General features: G+C 64.7%; 20 protein-coding genes. 9 read left to right on the top strand and 11 right to left on the bottom strand.

What is annotated here, in order from left to right; translation table 11 throughout:
* Positions 1 to 13 precede the first annotated feature (13 nt).
* From RMO95_RS11435 to RMO95_RS11425, 3 genes are read right to left on the bottom strand one after another with little or no spacing between them, the layout of a single operon-like run.
* Positions 14 to 550, bottom strand: a complete 537-nt coding sequence (locus tag RMO95_RS11435) for a hypothetical protein (protein WP_310450762.1) — start codon at positions 548 to 550, stop codon at positions 14 to 16.
* Positions 547 to 2,481 (bottom strand): EAL domain-containing protein, encoded by a 1,935-nt coding sequence (locus tag RMO95_RS11430; RefSeq protein ID WP_310450761.1) that lies wholly within the window; start codon positions 2,479 to 2,481, stop codon positions 547 to 549. The genes RMO95_RS11435 and RMO95_RS11430 overlap by 4 nt, the downstream gene beginning before the upstream one ends.
* Positions 2,482 to 2,516: 35 nt before the next feature.
* Positions 2,517 to 3,188 (bottom strand): transglutaminase-like cysteine peptidase, encoded by a 672-nt coding sequence (locus tag RMO95_RS11425; RefSeq protein ID WP_310450760.1) that lies wholly within the window; start codon positions 3,186 to 3,188, stop codon positions 2,517 to 2,519.
* Positions 3,189 to 3,392: 204 nt separating this feature from the next.
* On the opposite strand from RMO95_RS11425, the gene RMO95_RS11420 reads away from it, so the two are divergent.
* Together RMO95_RS11420 and RMO95_RS11415 are read left to right on the top strand one after the other, a co-directional pair.
* Positions 3,393 to 5,414 (top strand): TolC family outer membrane protein, encoded by a 2,022-nt coding sequence (locus RMO95_RS11420; protein WP_310450759.1) that lies wholly within the window; start codon positions 3,393 to 3,395, stop codon positions 5,412 to 5,414.
* A complete protein-coding gene (locus RMO95_RS11415; RefSeq protein ID WP_310450758.1) occupies positions 5,411 to 6,307 on the top strand; it encodes an amino acid ABC transporter substrate-binding protein in 897 nt (298 codons plus the stop codon). The genes RMO95_RS11420 and RMO95_RS11415 overlap by 4 nt, the downstream gene beginning before the upstream one ends.
* A 203-nt stretch (positions 6,308 to 6,510) precedes the next feature.
* On the opposite strand, the gene RMO95_RS11410 is transcribed toward RMO95_RS11415, so the two are convergent.
* The 3 genes from RMO95_RS11410 to RMO95_RS11400 all read right to left on the bottom strand — a co-directional run bounded on the left by RMO95_RS11410 (position 6,511) and on the right by RMO95_RS11400 (position 9,319).
* Positions 6,511 to 8,166: a diguanylate cyclase gene (locus RMO95_RS11410; protein WP_310450757.1), complete on the bottom strand. Its 1,656-nt coding sequence runs from the start codon at positions 8,164 to 8,166 to the stop codon at positions 6,511 to 6,513.
* A gap of 10 nt (positions 8,167 to 8,176) precedes the next feature.
* Positions 8,177 to 8,458, bottom strand: a complete 282-nt coding sequence (locus tag RMO95_RS11405) for a hypothetical protein (protein WP_310450756.1) — start codon at positions 8,456 to 8,458, stop codon at positions 8,177 to 8,179.
* A 201-nt stretch (positions 8,459 to 8,659) separates the two neighbouring features.
* Positions 8,660 to 9,319: a hypothetical protein gene (locus RMO95_RS11400; RefSeq protein ID WP_310450755.1), complete on the bottom strand. Its 660-nt coding sequence runs from the start codon at positions 9,317 to 9,319 to the stop codon at positions 8,660 to 8,662.
* Here RMO95_RS11400 and RMO95_RS11395 point away from each other — a divergent pair.
* The 7 genes from RMO95_RS11395 to RMO95_RS11365 all read left to right on the top strand — a co-directional run bounded on the left by RMO95_RS11395 (position 9,306) and on the right by RMO95_RS11365 (position 15,592).
* Positions 9,306 to 9,842 carry a cbb3-type cytochrome c oxidase subunit I gene (locus RMO95_RS11395; protein WP_310450754.1) on the top strand — a complete coding sequence of 179 codons (537 nt, stop codon included), beginning with the start codon at positions 9,306 to 9,308 and terminating at the stop codon, positions 9,840 to 9,842. The two genes, RMO95_RS11400 and RMO95_RS11395, sit on opposite strands and share 14 nt — an antisense overlap.
* A 419-nt stretch (positions 9,843 to 10,261) precedes the next feature.
* Positions 10,262 to 10,528 carry a hypothetical protein gene (locus tag RMO95_RS11390; RefSeq protein WP_310450753.1) on the top strand — a complete coding sequence of 89 codons (267 nt, stop codon included), beginning with the start codon at positions 10,262 to 10,264 and terminating at the stop codon, positions 10,526 to 10,528.
* Entirely contained in the window at positions 10,528 to 11,148 is a 621-nt protein-coding gene (locus tag RMO95_RS11385) for an AAA family ATPase (RefSeq protein ID WP_310450752.1), read from the top strand. Before RMO95_RS11390 ends, RMO95_RS11385 begins: the two co-directional genes overlap by 1 nt.
* The gene (locus tag RMO95_RS11380; RefSeq protein ID WP_310450751.1) at positions 11,145 to 11,993 is read left to right on the top strand and encodes a 2OG-Fe(II) oxygenase; all 849 of its coding nucleotides are present in this window, start codon (positions 11,145 to 11,147) and stop codon (positions 11,991 to 11,993) included. Before RMO95_RS11385 ends, RMO95_RS11380 begins: the two co-directional genes overlap by 4 nt.
* A complete protein-coding gene (locus RMO95_RS11375; RefSeq protein ID WP_310450750.1) occupies positions 11,990 to 12,826 on the top strand; it encodes a class I SAM-dependent methyltransferase in 837 nt (278 codons plus the stop codon). Before RMO95_RS11380 ends, RMO95_RS11375 begins: the two co-directional genes overlap by 4 nt.
* Before the next feature lie 109 nt (positions 12,827 to 12,935).
* Positions 12,936 to 14,249, top strand: a complete 1,314-nt coding sequence (locus RMO95_RS11370) for a B12-binding domain-containing radical SAM protein (RefSeq protein ID WP_310450749.1) — start codon at positions 12,936 to 12,938, stop codon at positions 14,247 to 14,249.
* Complete coding sequence (locus RMO95_RS11365) at positions 14,225 to 15,592, top strand: B12-binding domain-containing radical SAM protein (protein WP_310450748.1); 1,368 nt, start codon at positions 14,225 to 14,227, stop codon at positions 15,590 to 15,592. Before RMO95_RS11370 ends, RMO95_RS11365 begins: the two co-directional genes overlap by 25 nt.
* 126 nt (positions 15,593 to 15,718) lie before the next feature.
* Here RMO95_RS11365 and RMO95_RS11360 read toward each other — a convergent pair whose 3' ends face one another.
* The 5 genes from RMO95_RS11360 to RMO95_RS11340 all read right to left on the bottom strand — a co-directional run bounded on the left by RMO95_RS11360 (position 15,719) and on the right by RMO95_RS11340 (position 19,087).
* Positions 15,719 to 15,967: a transposase domain-containing protein gene (locus RMO95_RS11360; protein WP_310450747.1), complete on the bottom strand. Its 249-nt coding sequence runs from the start codon at positions 15,965 to 15,967 to the stop codon at positions 15,719 to 15,721.
* A 56-nt stretch (positions 15,968 to 16,023) separates the two neighbouring features.
* Entirely contained in the window at positions 16,024 to 16,395 is a 372-nt protein-coding gene (locus tag RMO95_RS11355; RefSeq protein ID WP_310450746.1) for a type II toxin-antitoxin system VapC family toxin, read from the bottom strand.
* Positions 16,392 to 16,589, bottom strand: a complete 198-nt coding sequence (locus RMO95_RS11350; RefSeq protein WP_310450745.1) for a type II toxin-antitoxin system VapB family antitoxin — start codon at positions 16,587 to 16,589, stop codon at positions 16,392 to 16,394. Before RMO95_RS11350 ends, RMO95_RS11355 begins: the two co-directional genes overlap by 4 nt.
* A gap of 180 nt (positions 16,590 to 16,769) precedes the next feature.
* Positions 16,770 to 18,134, bottom strand: coding sequence for an AsmA-like C-terminal region-containing protein (locus RMO95_RS11345; RefSeq protein ID WP_310450744.1), 1,365 nt, complete (start codon positions 18,132 to 18,134; stop codon positions 16,770 to 16,772).
* A 122-nt stretch (positions 18,135 to 18,256) separates the two neighbouring features.
* The gene (locus RMO95_RS11340; protein WP_310450743.1) at positions 18,257 to 19,087 is read right to left on the bottom strand and encodes a CAP domain-containing protein; all 831 of its coding nucleotides are present in this window, start codon (positions 19,085 to 19,087) and stop codon (positions 18,257 to 18,259) included.
* Between the last annotated feature and the right edge of the window lie 255 nt (positions 19,088 to 19,342).

Genomic DNA, 19,342 nt, shown 5'->3' with positions numbered 1-19,342 from the left:
CGGTGCTCAGTGCTCAGTGCAGCAGACGCGGCGCTGACTGCAGGGGTTCGCTGATGGCCCCGGCGCCGGCCGTCACGTCGAGGCTGAGGTTCCACTCCGCGACGACGGCGGCTTGCTGCAGCAGGCGGGCGAGCACATGCACCAGCCGTTCGTCGAGATCGAGGTTAATGCCCTGGCCTTGCTGCGGCAACAGCGTCAGGGTCTGGGTGCTGCCCTGCAGGGGCTTGACCGTGATGCGGGCCAGCAGCACGGGTTCGTCGCCCAGCGGAAACAGCGACCCTTCCTTGTACTGGCTGGCGAAATCGGCCTTGCCGACGGCTTCGCCATGCGCCAGTTCCGCCAGGGTGTTGCGCGTCAGCGGATCGCTCGTCTTCAGCGCGCTGAAGTCGTCGGCCATTTTCATCAGGATGGGCCACAACAGGGCGAGGTAGCGGCGGGTAAGCCAGAAGCGGTATTCGGCATCGTCGTTGCTGCGGATGCGCAGCAACATCCGGTCCTGCCCCGAATCGTAGCTGGCGCTGAACTGTTCGAGTCGCGGTGGTTTGGTCATGATCCCTGTCTGCCGTCGGCGACCCTTACCCCAGGGCCGGTTGCACCATCGAATCCTACCGCACCGAGCACGGCGAATTCCGCTTCGCTGGCCACGCCTTCGGCGATCACCAGCAGGCCGATATTGTGCGCGATGGAACTGACGCCCTTGAGGAAGGCCTGGTTGCCCGGGTTGCTGTCGAGACGCCGGGTAAAGCTGGCATCGACCTTGATGTAATTCAGCCCCAGGTCATGCAACTGTCCGATCTGGCTGAACTGTCGTCCGAAGTGCTCGACGCCGACCTGGCAGCGATGGCTGCGGAGCAGGGCGCAGAGGCTGCGGAAGGCATCGACGTGTTTCAGCACACCGGTTTCGGCAACCTCGATCCACAGTCGGCCGGCGGCCTTGTCATGCTTGTGCAGCAGGACGCCGAGCCGTTGCCGGAAGTCCGCGGTCGCCATCGAGCTGGCGGACAGGTTGATCGCCAGGCCGCTCAATGTCGGTTGCTGCTCCAGCGTCGCCAGCCCCAGGGCCAGTGCGGCGAGATCGAGTTCCGGCGTGCGGCCGAGCCGCTCGGCAACCGGCAGGAAGCGCCCGGCCGGCAGCCATTCCGCGTCCGCATCGAGCTTCAGGCGCAAGGGGCACTCGTCGTGCAGCAGGCGGCCCTGCATATCCACGACCGGAAACGAGACCAGGCGCAGCCAATCGCGCTGCAGCGCCCGCGTGATGATCAGCGACCACTCGTCGGCACTGCGCGGCACGTCGTCATCGGCCTCGATCGCCGCTTCACGAACGCCATTGACGCCGTCGGCCTCGGCGGCGATCAGGGCCGCATCGACCTGCGACAGCAGCAGGCGCAACTCCGTGCCGCGGCGGAACACACCCATGCCGATATAGGCCGAAGCGCTGCCGTCCACGAAGGCTTCCATGGCAACGATCAGCGTTTGCAGCAGCGCCTCGGCGACTTCACGCCCGGCCTTCTGGTCCGGCAACAACAGGGCGAAGTCGGCGCCGTTCATGCGCGCAGCCAGGGCCTCCGGATTCGCCGTGGCGCCAGCGCCAACTTTCTCGGCCACGCGCCGCAACAGCTCGTCGGTGGCCTCGCGCCCCAGCCGCTTGTTGAGGCCCACCAGATCGGCGACGCGGATCAGGAACAGGGTGCCGCCGGTGGAGTCTTCCCCCTCCAGCGACGAGCGCAGCTGGGAGATGAAGAACTCGCGATTGATCAGGCCGGTCAGGGGGTCGAAATTCGCTTCGCGGCGCACGGTTTCCAGCCGCGCCGCCTCTTCCTCGAACATCGTCTTGAGCCTCGCCACAGTCGCGTTCATGGCGCTGGCGAGCTGGCGCAGCTCGGGAACGGCGGGTTCCGGGATGGTGATGAAACGGCGATTGGTGATCGCCGTGGCCTGGTCGATCACCGCCTGCAGGGGCCGCCGCAAACGGCGCAGGATCAGGCTGCCCAGATAGCCGCCGATGAAACTGGCGAGCGCCAGCGCCGCGATCATTTCGCGGGTGCTGGTCCATAGCGCCTCGTAGGCAAAGCGGCTGTGGCTGACCAGGGTCACCGTGCCGAACTGGGTCCAGCCGCTGGTGATCTGCGCCTCGCCGGGAGTGGACTCGATCGGCAGGCGCTGCACGAACCACTCGGGCGCGCCCGCATCGCCGGCCGCCGCCACGCGTTCGATCATCAGCTTGCGCTGCGGGTCGTGGATGCGGATCGATTCGTAATGGCCGCTGTCGAACAGCGCCGCAACGGCCAGTTCGACCGTCACCGGGTCCGGGTTCTGCTGGCTCAGCGAAAGCGCCAGGGCCGAGGCATTGTCGGCGTTCTTGATGCTCAGTTGCTGCTCCAGATAGGCGCGCGCCGACAGCAGCGAGGCAAACAGGCTGCCGGCCAGCGCCAGCAGCATGCTGAGGATGATGGCAAGCCATAGTTGGCGATACATCGACATGACGGTTCCCCCTTAACTTTCTGTGTTCTGCATGGTCAATCGAATCCTTCGCCGCGGGCTCTTTGCAGCAAGTCCTGCCAGCGCGACAACTGGCCGGTGCCGCCGGCGCCCTTGGCGGCATTGCCGGCCACGCCGCTCCAGATCGCCTCGCTGTTGAAGCTGAACACCGGCTGCAGGTCCTTGCGCTGCGAGGCCGGCCTGATCTCCGGCACCAGGTTGTCCAGCACCAGCGGTTCGGCGTTGGGCGTCGGGTAATAGGCCAGCACCATGTGCGCCTGCAGATAGGGACCGGCGGGACCTTCGAGCCTGGCCTTGACGTAGACCAGGCGCAGCTTGGCCACGGGCACCCCGGCATCCTTGAGCGAGTAGTACTTGATGATCGAAAAGTCCTCGCAGTCGCCGCGGCCCTGGCCGATGGTTTCCAGCGGCGTGGCCCAGTAGTCGCTCTGATTCCATATCGACAGGTCGTCCTCGAAACCGATGTTGCGATTGATGAAATCGTTGATCCTGACCAGCTTGTCCTTTTCCGGCATGGAGCGGGATCGGGTTTCGGCCAGGGTCTGTTGCCAGTCGCGCAGGAACGCAACCCGGGCCGGACCGAAGCGCTCGCCGAGCAGCCGCTGCAGGCGGTCGAAGTCATAGGCTTGCACTACGGAGACCGCCAGGGCCAGCAGCAGGCAGCGCCAGACGTAGTGGAATCGTGACACGAAGCGGAAATGGGCGGTTTTGCAGGCTATGATCTTGGCGCGGCGAAATGCATGACAATGAATATAATCGCACGTCTTCAATCAAAAAATTGGATTGTGATCATCCGGATGGGAGTTTCGCGGCAGGCCTTGCTGTTGGGAATCGCTTTGCTCTTCCTGCGCGGTGGCGCAGCGCAGGCGGCCGCCCCGCAGGCGACCGCCCATATGACCCTGCAGGAGGTGGCGCAGAAGGTCGTGCTCAACAATCCCGAGGTTTTGTCGAAGTGGCATGCCTTCAAGTCGGCCATCGGCGACGTCGATGTGGCGCGCGCCGGTTTCTATCCGAAGCTCGACTACACCACCGGGGTGGGCAAGGAGACGCTGCGCCAGCCGGGTGCCGCCGATCGCGAATACAGCCGCAACGGCTATACGCTGACGCTGAACCAGATGCTGTACGACGGCTTCGCCACGGCCAGCGACGTCAAGCGTCTGGACAAGGCGCGCCTGACGCGCTATTTCGAACTGCTCGATGCCGCGGAACTCGCCGCGCTGGAAGCGGGGCGCGCCTACTACGACGTCATGCGTTATCGCCTGCTGATGTATCTGGCCGAGAACAACTACATCGAACACCGCGCCAGCTATGAGCAACTGCTGCGCCGCGCGCAGGCGGGAGCAGGGCGGCGGGTCGATGTGGAACACGCCGCGAGCCGCCTGGCCTTGGCCGAATTGAACCTGAATACCGAGGCGGCCAATCTGCACGACGTGATGGCGCGTTTCATGCGCATGGTCGGCGAACGGCCGCCGGCCGTGCTGTTCGGCCCGGCGGGCCTCGCCGCCGATTACCCGGTCAGCGAGCCGGAGGCCTTGCGCATGGCTTTCCGCCAGAATCCGGCGCTGCGCGCCGCGGTGGAAAATGTCGAAGCGGCGCAGCACGATATCGAATTGCGCCGCAGCGCGTTTCACCCCAAGCTCGATCTGCGCATGCGCAACGAGAACATCGGCAACTACCAGGGCGTGACCGGAACGCGCCAGAACAACGTCGCCGAAGTGATTCTCAGCTACAACCTGTTCAATGGCGGCGCCGACATGGCGCGCCAGCGTATCTATGCCGAGCGCAAGAACCTGGCCCTGGACCTGCGCGAAAAATCCTGCCGCGACCTGCGCCAGACCCTGTCGATCGCCTACAACGACGTGGTGCGCCTGAAAGCCCAGTTGTCCAACCTCGATCTGCAGGTCAGTTCGATCGAAAAGACGCGGGACGCCTACAAGGCCCAGTTCAATATCGGGCAGCGCTCGCTGCTCGACTTGCTCGATACCGAGAACGAACTGCTCAACGCCCGCCGCACCGCCGTCAATGCCGACATGGATCTGGCGCTGGCCTATCTGCGCACCCAGGCGGGAATCGGGCGCCTGCTCGAATTTCTCGGTTTGAAGCGGATCGACGAGCAGGACAAGCCGGACCCCAATGAGCTGGCGACCATCGTCGAATCCGAGATCTGTCCGCCGCAAGCGCCGGGCAGCTATCTGGTCGATCTCGAAGCCCTCACGGCAAGAGCGATGGTCCTGATGGAGGCATCCCGCCCAGCGGCCGCCGATACGGCCCCGGCGACCTCATCGCCCGGCCCGTCGAACTCGGCGCCGCCGCGTTCCCCGGCACCAGCGCCTGCGCCTTCCGCGGCGCCTGCGCCGGCACCGCGTCCCCCGGCCGTGTCGGCTGCCGTCAAACTGCCGACGCCGCCTGTCTTGCCGCCGTCCGCGCCCGGCGCCGTGACGGCAGTCGCGCCGTCCTCCCCGGAGATGCCGCCCCTGGCGCTGGCTGTCGCCGACAAGCTGCCCGGCACTGCGCCCGCGCAGCCCGGGCAAGCGCAGCGCAAGCTGCTGGGCGAACGGGTACAGGCCTGGGCTGCCGCCTGGTCTGCCCAGGCCTATACGGCCTATGCGGATTTCTACGCACCTACATTCGTCCCGGCCGACGGAGCGAGCCGCGACAGTTGGGCAAAGCAAAGGCAACAGCGCTTGTCCCGGCCGGCTCAGGTCGCGGTCGAGATCAGCAATTTCCGGCTGAAGGAAGTGGCAAAAGACGTCGCGATTGCCGAATTCGAGCAGCACTACCGTTCCGACAGCTACAGCGACAGAACCCGCAAGGCGCTCAAGTGGGTCAGGCTGGGCGGTCAATGGCTGATCCAGCAGGAAACCGCGCGCCCGCTGGCGGCGAGTGTCGCCAGTCGGCGAAAGGCGGAACAATGAGACCCTGGGGACGACTGCTGTGCGGCCTGTGGGCGCTGCTGCTTGCCGCGCCCGTTGCGCTGGCGCAGGGCATGACCCGGCCCAGCCTGGAAAAGATCCGCGATTACGGCGCCATCTACGTCGGCCATCGCGAAGCCTCGATTCCGTTTTCCTACATGGTGGGCGGCGAGGCGGTCGGCTATTCGATGGATCTGTGCGACCGGATCGTCGAGGCGGTCAAGACCCGGCTGGGCGACCCGGCACTGAAGGTGGTGCGGGTGCCGGTCACCAGTTCCTCGCGCCTGCTGATGCTGATGACCGGGGTCATCGATCTCGAATGTGGTTCGACGACCAATACCAGGATACGCCAGCAGTCGGTGGCCTTCGGCCTCACCAGCTTCGTGTCCGGCGTCAAGGCCCTGACGCGCCGGGATACCGGCATCGAGCGCATCATCGACCTGAACGGCAAGGTGGTGGTGACCACGGCTGGAACCACCACCGAGCGCGTCGTCAGGACGGTGATGGCCACGCGCAATACGTCGGTGCGCGCCAAGTCCGCCAGGACGCATCCGGAATCCCTGTCCATGGTGCTGTCGCGCCAGGCCGATGCCTTCGTGCTCGACGACGCACTGCTGGCCGGCCTGCTGGCGATGTCGCCGGACGCAGCCAGGCTGAAGTTGCTGGAGGAAAACTTCGGTTTCGAACCCTACGGCCTCGCCCTGCGCAAGGACGACCCGGAATTCAAGCAACTGGTGGATGACACCCTGCGGGCAATGATGAAAAGCGGCGAAGTGGAAAAGCTCTACGCCAAGTGGTTCCTGTCGCCGATCCCGCCGAACCAGGTCAATCTGCAGATTCCCATGAGCAACATGCTGAGGGAATTGCTGGCAAACCCCAACGACACCGGCATCTGAGGTTTCCCTGGCTGGCGAGGCCGGTCGTGGGGGCGACATCGATCTCCTTTCGATCGTCTTTGCACACATGACGCACTGCCCAAGCCCGCGTCCCCGCCGTGCCGCCAGCGCCAACTTTCAGGCTTGCCTCGACCTTTTCGCGCTCTTTGCAGGACGATGGTTTTGGCATTATTGATGTTTGCTCAAGGCCATGCCGCGTTCAGTCAGGTGTTGGCGGCACCCATCGAACCGGTGCTCCCGAATTGGGAACATTGCGCGCGACCACGGCAGATCTTCCAGTCGCCCTGGGGACATCGGACCTGATTGCGGCCTTCTTTCTTCGATTCGTAAAGCGCCTTGTCGGCGCGTACGACAAGATTGCCCTCCGTGTCGCCCGGCGTCCAGGCAGAAACGCCAAAGCTGCACGTCACTTTGCCGACGATGGGAAAATCCGCGGCTTCGACAAGGCTTCTGATTTTCTCGGCTGCGGCGATAGCCGCATCGCAGTCGTCATCCTTGAGCAGCAAGATGAACTCGTCGCCACCCCAGCGGCAGAAGAAATCGGTGGAACGAGTCTCCTTGCCCACCAGGTTCGACAAGGTTTTCAGAACCTCGTCGCCAACGTTATGGCCGTGTTCGTCGTTGATGTGCTTGAAATGATCGACATCGAAAATTATCAGCGACATCGGCATCTTGTTGCGGCGCTTCCTGTCCGCTTCCTCATCAAGAACCTTGGCGAACCGCATCCGATTGTGGATGCCCGTCAGCGTGTCGGTAGTTGCCAGGGAGTCCTTCTCGTTCAGTAACTTTTCCGCGACATCCAGCAGTCGGTTAAAACTCCGGGAAATGCGTCCGATCTCATCCGGCGACTGAACAGGCAGACGGCTTCTGAAATTCTTGGTGATCGAGATATATTCAATGCTCGCCAGTGCTCTATCAAGCGCGCGAATCAAGGTGGCGGTTGTCGACAGAGCCAAAATGAAGGCTGCCAAACCAACACCCAAGGTAATGATCACTCCCAAGTGCATTGCGTTACGGGACCGAGTAAGTTCCCCTTCCGCTTTCTGTTCGATCAACTCCAGCGAATGGTCCTCGGCGCGCTTCAGGCGGTCGATGGCTGCGGTAGCCAACGACCACCAGGTCTGCACATCAAGTTCCTTCGGCAACTCGCCGGTAGCGGCGATTTGCGTCACGACTCTCAGTGTCCGCGCAACCTCGTTGCCGGAGAGTTGGGCGGCCGTCGCCGCGTGCAGTTCCGGCGAGGGCGCCAATTCGAGCATGCGCATTTCTTCGTCGTAAAGGCTCTTGAGTCGGATCAGACCACTGATGACAGCCGGGTCGTCGTGCTTGAGTCCGATCCCGTAACCCAGGGTCGCACGCGTCTGCCCCAGATACTCTTTCGCTTTCATGAGATGGCCATGCGCGGTGACATCTACCCTGGGCACGGATGCCTCCGGCTCATGGGTCAGTCGGCCCATTTCGTCGAAAATATTCTGGAGCAAGCCCGTATATCCATCCCGGATTGTCAGCAGGGCGGCGCTGTCCGACGCCGCCACGGCGCGCAAGCGAACGAGAGAGTCATCAAGGCCGGCAACGCGGATGAGCGTTGCAGCCAGCCTGGAAAGCGATTCGTCCGTGCGGCGAAGTTGTTCGGCGAGCGCCTGATTGCTTGCGGAGAACTGCTTGATCGTCGCCAGACCCCGTTCCTTCTGCAACTCGTGAGTCGCTTGGGACAGCGCTCCGACTTCGGTGACGTTGCGCGTCACTGTTTCGATGGCCCGTGCTTGTGTCGCGTAGCTCCGGTACTGGAGCCATTGGGCGAAGAACATGCCCAGGATGGCGACAAAGCCAAGCATAAGAATCTTGTTTCTCAGGGTCATCGCTTATTGACTATCTGGGTTGATCAAGATACGAGGAGCATAAAGCATCGCACAGAGTTACGGTGTTTGCGATGGTTCGATGATCTGCAAGGCCGTTCGGATCGAATGGGTGTCGCGGGGTGTCGCGGGAGTTGCGAATCTCACCGGCTTGGCGCAAGGCATTGTCGATGGACGGCAAACCAGCGGCGGCAACTTCCCGCGCTTCAAGCTGGGCGTGGAAGCAAGCCGGCCGGGCAGCCACGCAACTCGCGCCTGTCATGTTGCGGCGAGGGGCTTGCTCGTCGATAGCCATGGAACCTCCCTGAATCAGGAAAGCTTGCTTACGGCTCGCATGGTACGCCAGTCCAAGGTCTCGGGCCCTCTTTTACCGGTGGATCGCGCCCATGGCCGCGGTCCCTGGGAACGCGAGCGATATTGGGCCCTGAGCGGTGGTTTATGACCGCGTCGCGCCGTGCCGCCAGCGCCAACTCTTGCGGCCGGATACCGGATACCCCTATCGCTTTGGCGTCTGCTTTGGTGTCTGCTGCGGTCTGGTTTCGAACAGGCCTTCGGCCCAGCCGCCGACCTTTGCCCCCACCGAGGTGCCGAAGCCGGGGCCCATGATGGCGGTGCCGACCGCCGTGCCGGCCATGCTTGCGCCGGTCGGATAGAGCAGGGGCGAGCCCAGCGTTCCGCCGACGTTGAGCGGCACCCTGGCGCTGGTACCCACCGCCTTGACCTCGGCATTGATGCGCCCCGACAGCGCCTTTTCCGGTGTGATGCTGAGCTTGCCGTCGGCGGCCAGCACGCCGTCGCGCACCCTGAAATCACTTTCCAGGCGCAAGGCGTTCGCCAGTTGGCCGGCGGCAGGCACCGCGGCGGAGAAGGTCGGCTTCGCACTGAGCCTGCCGCTGACGCGGGCGCCCGGCGAAAGCATGGCGGCGACCTGGCGCAACTCCAGTTCGCTGATGTCGAGATCGCCGTTCACGCGCAGGCCATTTTGCCAGTCGACGCTCATCTTCCCGGTGGCCGTGCCGCCATACAGGCGGGCGCTGATGGCATCCAGCCGCAAGTCCTTGCGGCTGGCCACGCCCTTGATGTCCAGTTCGCCGAACAGCTGCGCCGGTGCGGCCGGCAGCGTCCAGGCCCGGGCGCCCTGGATGGAGGAACTCAACTGGCCGCTGCTGTTATTTGTCGCCGTATCCTTCTGGAACATGCTGGGAACCGGCGTCTTCGGCTTCATGATCAACCCGCCGCTCGCGCTGTTCTACCTGCAGGGGCTGAATACCACGCCGGTGCACGCACACGCCGCGCTGTTCGGGGTCTATGGCTTCCTTGCCCTGGGATTCACGCTGCTGGTGCTGCGCTATATCCGGCCGCATTACCGCTTGCACCAGGGTCTGATGATGACCGCGTTCTGGGGGCTCAATGCGGGCCTGGCACTGATGATCTTCAGCAGCCTGCTGCCGATCGGCTTCATCCAGTTCCACGCCAGCGTAAGCCAGGGCCTCTGGTACGTCCGCAGCGAAGAGTTCATGCAGCAGCCCTTGCTGCAAACACTGCGCTGGGTGCGAACTTTCGGCGACGTGGTGTTCATCGTCGGCGCCGTATCCGCGGCCTTGCAGGTGGTGCTGGGATTGCCGGGCAGGACACCCGCGTTCACCGAGAAGGCCGGCTTGCCCATCCCGGGTGGTTGACGGGGACAGTCTGTTCCGGAATCCCGAACTTTTTACTCGTGCTTTGATGTACGGCGGCAATACGCATTGTTGGTGCCGCTCGGGGTTTTTCAGCCAACGACCGCAATGAAGTGTAACCGGCCGATGAGTTTTGATGACTGAGGAATATGATCCGTGCAACGAGGCTCGCTGAAGGCGGTTTTCTGAACGGCCGCTCCTCTGTCCATTGCGGCCATCAGAGTGTTTCATGGTGACGAGTGATTTTCGCCCACCACTGACGACGTTTGCGCGGCTGGGGCGGGCAGTGCCGGATTGACGATGCCACACCGAGAATTTCCAGGCATCACGCGGGCGATTGCGGAAAAACTTGAGCGGCTTTACGGCGAGAGTCCGGGAAAGCTTGCATTGACCTGTTTTCGTCCGTCAGGGATACTCCGCTCATGCGGTTGAATTCCCTAAGCTTCGACGCCATTGCGGCAAGGCTGACGAACGAATCGTTCGACCTGAACCTGCACGCGGCCGGGATTCGTATTGAGGAAATGCGGGACCTTCTGGCGAAAGCCTGTGCGCGGTACGTGATTGCAGCGCACCAATTTCAGGCCCTGTACCAACGGATCAGGCATCGCACACTCGGCCACCTGTCCGACGGCATCAATCGCGAAGTAAGCGATTTCCTGACGCTGTATTACCCAGTGGAAAGCCTCTGATGCCCAATGGCGCCTACGTGATCGCGATCGCGGGGCCGGTAGGCGCAGGGAAGACCACCCTTGCACAGGCAGTCGCGCACGAGCTCTCCGATGCGGCGATGCTCCAGTTCGACCATTACGAGCGGATCACCGAGCAGTCGATCGAGCAGGTCCGGGACTGGATGCAAGGCGGCGCCGACCTCGACGCGATAGCCATTCCGGGACTGGCCGAAGCGCTGCAGGCGCTCAAGGCAGGCCGCGCCGTGACCGATCCGATGACCGGGGCAACGATCCCGTCCCGCAAGTACATCCTGTTCGAGACCCAGTTCGGCCGGCGCCATGCGGCCACAGGGCGGCACATCGACCTGATGATCTGGGTGGACACGCCGCTCGACGTGGCGCTCGCGCGCAAGGTCCGGCAGTTCGCCGCGGCGCTGGAGGGGAGCGATCCCGCCGCAACACGCACGTTCGGCGCCTGGCTGCACGGCTACCTGGGCAACTATCTCGATGTCGTGGCCGGGCTGCTCCGGATGCAGAAGGAGTCGGTGGGCGCGGGTGCCGACGTGGTGGTCGACGGCGGACGCGAAGTATCGGCTCTGCAGCAGGAAATCGCGCGCCTGGTGCGGGAAAGATTGCCGTGATCGAAACCAAAACCGGAGTGAAGACCTTGGGCGGCTTCCTGCGCCTGATCGAAATCGATGCGGACGAAGCCGTCCGGCATGCGAACACCTTCGATCGAATCCGCGCCGGCGACCTGCAGGCCGTCATCGTCAACGGGGTCTATTCCCCGGCCGCCCTCACGCCCGTCGTCTCACAGTTGGAGCGCAACGAGCCGGCCTTCCTGCAGACCTGGTTCCCGGAAAAATTCCGCTCGTGGTTCTACGGCCGCAACCTGAATCTGGCCGAGCCTTCGCTCACCGGCTACTTCGACGAGGCGGCGCAATTCGAGCGGCAACTCGCGACCTTGTTCCCGGCGGGGGAAGACATTGCCGCGCGCGTTGCCGGCGTGCTCGCGTCGCTCGATCACGGCCGGCCGTTCGTTGCGGCGCCTGGGCCGCGGCCCGGGCAGCGCTACATGTTCACCACCCTGCGCGCCCACCAGGAGGGCGGTTACATCCCGGCGCACTTCGACAACGAGCAGGCATTGCGTCCTTCCTACGCGCACCTGCGCAGCCAGGTGGACCTGCACATGCTGTCCTTCGTGCTTACGCTGCAGATGGCTGAATCCGGCGGTGCACTGCAGATCTACGACCATCGATGCGACCCTGCGGACGCCGTGCCCATCAGCCTGGATGGCGCGCCCAAGCCGCAGCTTGAGGGACTTGCCGCGGTGTCCTTGCGGATCCCGCCGGGTGCGATGATCGTGCTCGACTCGGGGCGCTTCCTGCACCGCGTGTCGCCCGTGGAGGGCAAGCGCAAGCGCTGGACCGCGTGCAGCTTCATGGCGCTGTCGCGACAGCGCGACGCCATGTACTGCTGGGGATGATCGTGCAAGGACAGGTGCCGGCCTACTTCGATTACCTCATAGACGCCTTCCATCGCGGGGAAGCCGGCCGCTATGTGCACCTCGGGTACTGGAGTGCCTCGCCAAGTGCGACTGGCGAGAGCTTCGCGGCCGCGCAGCAGCGGCTGGACGAGAAACTCGCGGCCATGGCCGGCCTCGAAGCCGGGCAGGCGATCCTCGATGCCGGCTGCGGGTTCGGCGGCACGCTCGGCAGGCTCAACCGGCAGCTGTCGGGAATGCGGCTCGCGGGCGTGAACGTCGACCGCCGGCAGCTCGACATCTGCCGGATGCAGCAGCCCGCCAGCGGCAACCGGTTCGAATGGCACGAGGCCGATGCGTGCCGCTTGCCGTTTCCCGACCAGAGCTTCGACCGGGTGTTGTGCATCGAAGCCATGTTCCATTTCCGTTCGCGCCGGGAATTCTTCCTTGAAGCGGCGCGCGTGCTGAAGCCGGGCGGCGCGCTTATCGGTTCGGACATCACGATTGCGCTATCCGCGCAGACCCTTGAAGTACCGGGATTCTGCATCGAGGCGCCCTTGCAGGACGGCTACGGGCCGTGGCCGGATTTCTGGAGCGACGACGCGGACCACGCGGCGCTGGCGGACGCCGCCGGCCTGCGCGTGGCGGCGCTGCAGGATGCGACGGCCAACACGCTGCCGAGCCACGGGTACACTGCGCCGCACGACGCGGACGAAAGCCGCGACACCGGCAACGCGGCACTGCGCGCGGCGCTGATGCTGCGCTGGCTGCATCGCGAGGGGCACCTGCGCTATTGGCTGTTCCGCTTCGACAAACCCGCGATGGATCCGTCATGAGCGCCCCGCACGGCCGTCCGAAGGGGCGCAAGCCACAAGCCGGAGCCGCGCAGCGGCGAACCACCGTCACCCCCTGCCTTGGGCAGGGGGCTGGGGGGAGGGTAGTCCAATGAGCGCGCAGCGCATCGCGCTCGTGTGCATGACGCCCGAGCCCGACACCAACGAGCTGGGGCACCTCGACCTGCCGAGCTACGGCATACGCCGCATCCTCGCCACGGTGGTCGCCGATCCGGAACTGGCAGCCGCCAAGGTGGCGCTGATCGATTACAGGCGCGCGGACGTGGACGCCTACGTCGAAGCGCTGGCCGGATTCGAGCCGGACCTGATCGGCTTCTCGATCTACGTCTGGTCCACCCCCTGCATGGTCGAGGTCGCGCGGCGCATCCGGCAGAGGCTGCCGAAAGCTCTGATCGTTTTTGGCGGCCCCTCGGCGCGCACTCAGCTGTTCGACCTGCCGCCGTACGCCAACGCGCAGGCTTATCTGGATGCTGTCGTCAGCACAGAGGGCGAGGCGGTCTTCCGCGAGATTGCGCGCCTGCCGGAACTTACGCGCGCAGGATTGCGCTCCGTGCCGGGCCTGCACCTGCCGGCCTCCGGGGTCTGGCTGCAGACCGGGCACCGCGCGCCCACCGCCGACCTCGACGCGATCGCCTCGCCGTTCCAGCTCGGCCTGATGCCGGCCGGCTCGGTGGCGTATCTGGAAACCTACCGTGGGTGCCCGCTCTCCTGCCGGTTCTGCGAATGGGGCGCGAGCGAATCCTCGAAGGCCGTGTTTTCCACCGATTACATCGTTCGCGAGCTGGAGGCGTTCGCGCGCCAGGGGGCGCCTTCGGTGTTCCTGCTCGATGCAGGCCTCAACCTCAACGCGAAGGGCTTTCGCAACCTGCTCGCCGCAGAGTCGCGCGTGGGCTTCCTCAAATCGTCCCTCTTCTGGGCCGAAATCTACCCGACGCATGTCCAGGAGGAGCACCTGCAATTCCTCTCGCAGGTGGGCACGTCCTACCTCGGTGTGGGGCTGCAGTCGCTCGACCCCGCCGTGCTCAAATTGCACGACCGGCCGTTCGACCGGGGCCGTTTCGAGAAGGCCATGGGCCAGCTCACTTCGGTCACCACGGCAGAGATCCAGATCATCTTCGGGCTGCCCGGAGACACGCCGGAGGGCTTCCGGCGCACGCTCGCCTACGCGCGTACCTTCCCGGTGGCGGTGCGGGCCTATCACTGCCTCGTCCTGCCCGACGCGCTGATGTCGCGCGGGCGGCCCGGCTGGGACATGCGCTACGACCCGGTGAACCTGGCCATGATCTCGTGCCTGGGGTGGGGCGAGGAGGACATCCTGTCGATGCGCGCCGAGCTCGACCTGGAGACGGCGTCCTGCGGCGGAAAATCAGGAAAGTACTGGTGGTCGTTCCCGCGCAAGCCCTGAAGCCGGGTTTCCCTGCGAAGTCCGGGCCGCGCCGGTCCGGGCGCCGGGTGGCGCTGCTCGCGCGCTATCCCGAGCGCGACCGCGCCATGCCGACCTTCATCTCCAACCATGGCATGCGGATGGTCGAGGCGTCACTGCGATGCGCGGAACTCGACGGGCTGGAGTTGCGTATCTGGGATCTCGAGCAGGCCAGCGTCGGGGAACTCGCGCAGGAAATCATCGATTTCGATCCCGACGTGGTCGGATTCTCGACCTATATCTGGTCGTTCCCGTTCTTCGTCGAAGTCGCCCGGCTGGTCAAGGAGGACGATCCTGGCCGGCTCATCGTGTTCGGGGGCCCCTCGGCCCGGCCCAGCATGCTGAACCAGGCGCCGTTCCGCGCGGCGCGTGGCTGGGTGGATGCGCTCGTGATCAATGACGGGGAATTGACTTTTTCCGAGATTGTCGCGAGCGGCGATCGCAGCCCGCAGGCGCTGGCGCAGGTACAGGGCATAGCGCTGCCCGCCTCCGCGGGATGGATGGAAACGCCCGCACGCCCGGCGGTGGACCTCAACGAGATGCCTTCGCCCTACGCGATGGACCTGGTGACGCATGGCGGGCTCGCCGTGCTGCAGACCTACCGCGGCTGCCCGTTCACCTGCTCGTTTTGCGAATGGGGCACGCTCGAGTCGCCACGGCGCGTGCGCGGCGTGGAAGAGTTGTGCCGGGAGTTCGACGGCATGGCGCGCCAGCCCGTGGACGGAGCGATCCTGGTCGACGCGGGGCTGAACCTCAACCCGCATTCGTTCCGCAACCTGCGCGAGGCGACGCAGCGGCACGGGTTCCTCGAAAACCGCAACCTGATCTGCGAGGTCTACCCCGCCAAGGTGAAGAAGGAGCACATCGATTTCCTCGGCTCGATCGGGCAGTCGTTGGTCGGAATCGGCCTGCAGTCGTTCGACAACGATGTGCTGGCGCACGTGGAGAGGTCGTACGACGAGGCGCGGTTCGAGCAGACCATGTACGAACTGAAATCGGTCGCTGCCGTGGCGGTCGAAATCATCCTGGGATTGCCCGGCGATTCGCCGGAGAATTTCCGCCGCAGTTTCGAACGCGCGCGCAGCCTGCCGTGCGCGTTGCGCGTCTACCATTGCGTGGTGCTGCCTTCGGCGCTGATGGTGAGGGCGCCGGAAAGCGACGCCATGGACTACGACCCGGTCACGCTGAAGATGCGCTCCTGTCTGGGATGGACGGAGCGCCTGCTGCAGGCGGAATGCGACTTCGTCACGCGCTGCGCGCAGCGCGACGGGGGGCGCAGCGGGCAGTTCTTCTGGATCTTTCCGCCACCGGGCGGCAGCTACTGACCCGGTCGATGTACCGGCGCCGAAATCGACCTGGGCCAGTTCGCCGACGGGGATTCAGCATGGTAAGCGTTCTATGAGGGACGCCCTTGACGGCGCCAACGCGGTGGTCGCCGACCGAGATTCAGATCAAGTCACGGATTTTGCCGGACGCCAGGGCAGCAAGGCTTCGTAGTCGTCTGCCGATTTCGCCAGAGGAATTGCCCGGAACAGTCCGACGAGATAGCGATACGGATCGATGCCGTTCGCCTTGCACGTCTCGATGAGCGAATAGAGTTGCCCAAGCGGCTGCGCTATTTCCTTCAGCGCGATACAGCCCTGCAAGGCACGGTGCTGCGCATTTTCCTCTCCGTGATGGAACGCTGCCTGCGCGAACATAGCCGATGTACTGATTCCAGATAGTGGTCGGCGAACCGCCGGTCCGCACACGGCCATCAGTGTGCTCCTGGCGCATGGGCCCAGGCTTTTTCTTCGGCAATGGCCATGAGGTGCTTGTCTTTCGTCCAGATCGGGATGTTTCGGATCACGGCAGCGGCCAGCAGGTGGGTATCGACATAGCCGATACCACGCCCCATCAGGTGCTGCTGCTCGATGAAGAACAGGGTTTCGTCTTCGGTGGCGGCTGACAGCCGTGGGAGCGATTGAAGCAGGCCCAGCACTTCCGCCCGGTTGCGCAGATTGCCGCAAGCCAGTTCGCCGATCACGAAGTCGTGGGTACAGACGGCCTCGTTTTGCAGCAACGCAGCCAATGCTGGACTGCCGCTGCGCAAGTGATCGATCCAGATTGATGTATCGACCAGGATCACCGCTTGCCTTCGCGGCGGCGGGCGACACTTTCCAGCTGGGGCTCGGTACCGCCCAGCCGAGCCAGGCGACGGGCGCTTTCACGCTGGATAAGCGCGTTCAGCGCCTCCTTCAGCAGGGCACTGCGTTCCTGAACGCCAGAGAGCAGTTGCGCCCGGTTGAGAAGGGCTTCATCAAGCGTGACGGTAGTCCGCATAGTGTGACTCCTTACGATAGTGCATCACAATATAGCATCAATCGATGCCATAAACGATGCCCAGCTTGAGTCTGCGTACCGTCCTGACAAGTGAATGGAATGAAAACCTCGATTGTCCAGAATTGGCCGCGTCGCGCCGTGCCGCCAGCGCCAACTCTTGCGGCCGGGTGCCGGATACCCCTATCGTTTTGGCGTCTGCTTTGGTGTCTGCTGCGGTTTGGTTTCGAACAGGCCTTCGGCCCAGCCGCCGACCTTTGCCCCCACCGAGGTGCCGAAGCCGGGGCCCATGATGGCGGTGCCGACCGCCGTGCCGGCCATGCTTGCGCCGGTCGGATAGAGCAGGGGCGAGCCCAGCGTTCCGCCGACGTTGAGCGGCACCCTGGCGCTGGTACCCACCGCCTTGACCTCGGCATTGATGCGCCCCGACAGCGCCTTTTCCGGTGTGATGCTGAGCTTGCCGTCGGCGGCCAGCACGCCCGAGGCGATTTTCAGCTGCGTGAAGTGGCGGCTGCCCTGCGCGACCTGCAGATGCCCGGACAAGTGCTCGAAACGCGTTTCGCCGCCGCTGCTACCCTGTTTGAGCAGGCGCGTCGCGGCCTGCTGGATATCGACGCCGTGCAGCACGCCGTCGCGCACCCTGAAATCGCTTTCCAGGCGCAAGGCGTTCGCCAGTTGGCCGGCGGCAGGCGCTGCGGCGGAGAAGGTCGGCTTCGCACTGAGCCTGCCGCTGACGCGGGCGCCCGGCGAAAGCATGGCGGCGACCTGGCGCAGCTCCAGTTCGCTGATGTCGAGATCGCCGTTCACGCGCAGGCCTTTTTGCCAGTCGACGCTCATCTTCCCGGTGGCCGTGCCGCCATACAGGCGTGCGCTGATGGCATCCAGCCGCAAGTCCTTGCGGCTGGCCACGCCCTTGATCTCCAGTTCGTCGAACAGCAGCGCCGGTGCGGCCGGCAGGGTCCAGGCCCGGGCGCCGACGTCGATCAGATAGTTCGCGCCGTCGGGTTTGATCAGCACCTTGAGCTTGCCGTCGCGGGTGCTCACCGTCGCGTCGGCGGGTCTGCCCTCGTCGTCCAGGCCCAGCTGCGCATCGAAGGGACCGAAGTCGGTCTTGTCGAGCCGGACCACGGCGTTGTCGACACGGATGCGCAGGACGCGCACCGTCGCTGCCTGCGGCGGCCTGGCGGGGTCGGATTTGGCCAGGGCCAGCAGCAAGTCGATCGCCTGCCGCGTCACGACCGGGGAATCGATCTCGATACTGTCGATGACCCGGGTCGATTGCAGCAAGGACAGCAGCGCCGGAGTCACGCTCACGCTTCCCAGCCTGAGGTCGTCGCCCTTGCCGATCGCGATGCCGCCGATCGTGACATGCGGCAGCGGCAGCGCCGCAAAGCGGATGCTCTCGACCGACACCGGCTGCCTGAGCCTGGCCGAGGCTTCAGCCTCGATGCGCGGGATGTAGTCGTCGAGCGGGATGAAAAACGGCAATGCCGCTGCCAGTGCGATCAGTACCGCCAGGGCGAGCAGGGTGCGCTTTAGCCATGTCATATCGATTGCCGGCGCTCGGAATCATTGATGAAGTGCCCGACATTATTGCAGAGCTCGCGCGATCTTCGCCGCTGCACCCGCTGCACCCGCAGCAGCCGCCGCTGCCCGGCGTATCCCATGACTCAGCGCGGCGTGCCGAACTCCAGCGTCCAGTACACGCCCATCCGGCTCTTGCGATTCACCGCGACCGCGACGCCCATTTCGGTGAATGCCGGATTCATCAGGTTGGCGCAATGCCCGGGGCTGTCTATCCAGCCCGTCACCGCATCCTCGGGCTGGGTTTGGCCGCCCGCGATGTTTTCGCCCATGGCCCGGTAGCGGTAGCCCGCGCGCTCGATGCGCCGCGCCGCGGTGGAGCCGTCGCGCCCGTCGTGGCTGAGGAAGTCGAGGCGCGCCATATCGTCGGAATGGCGCTGCGCGGCCTTCGCCAGCGTCCGGTTCCAGCGCAGCGGCGGTGCTGCCGCGAAGGCCGTGTTGCCGCAGTGGCGCCGCGTGCCGCGCGCCTGATTGACCAAGTCGAGCACGCGCTCTCCGGCGTCCTCGTCCATCGCCGCCGCAGGCGCAAACGGCGCTGCGAGCACGATCCAGACCTGCCGCGCATCCTGGTAAATGCCGACCTCGGTCATCGCGGCATCCTGCCATTTCTCGCAGTAGTCGGGTCTTGCCAGCAGCCCCGCCACCCGCGCCGCGATACCCTTGCCGCCGAATTTTATGGATTTGGCCCGCGTCGCCCGATAGCGGGCCGCCTCCAGGCTGTGTTCCAGTTCGCTGCCGCGCGCCAGATCGCGGCCGACGCGGTCCAGCGCCGCCTGCCGTTTGAGCGGAGCCAGGCCTTTCGCCTCGCAACTGCCCTCACCCTGGCGCAAGCGGTTGATCGTGCCGTAAACATCGCTCGCCGTCGCGTCGAAAGCGATGGCAAGCAACAGCAGACAGGAAAGAATAGGCAGGCGCATGATCAAAAATTACCTCAGTTCAATCCGCGGATGACGCAGATTACGCAGAGCGAACCGCCAAGTGGTCGGTGCCCACGGCTCACCCGGCTCGTAGTACGACTTGACCAGGTAACGCCCTGATCCATCTGCGTCAATCGGCGAAATCTGCGGATCAAATGCTTTTTGCAGATTCATCGCTCGGGTAGCGCTTGCCCCAGCTTATCCTCGCGCCGCGCCGGGTCTGTGCGGCAGCAGACACACGACAGGTGTTCGTCG

The organism is Sulfuritalea sp., assembly GCF_031426875.1.
Lineage (GTDB): Bacteria > Pseudomonadota > Gammaproteobacteria > Burkholderiales > Rhodocyclaceae > Sulfuritalea.
Note: the sequence above shows the minus strand (reverse complement) of the source record. Positions and strands in the feature narration are given on the sequence as shown.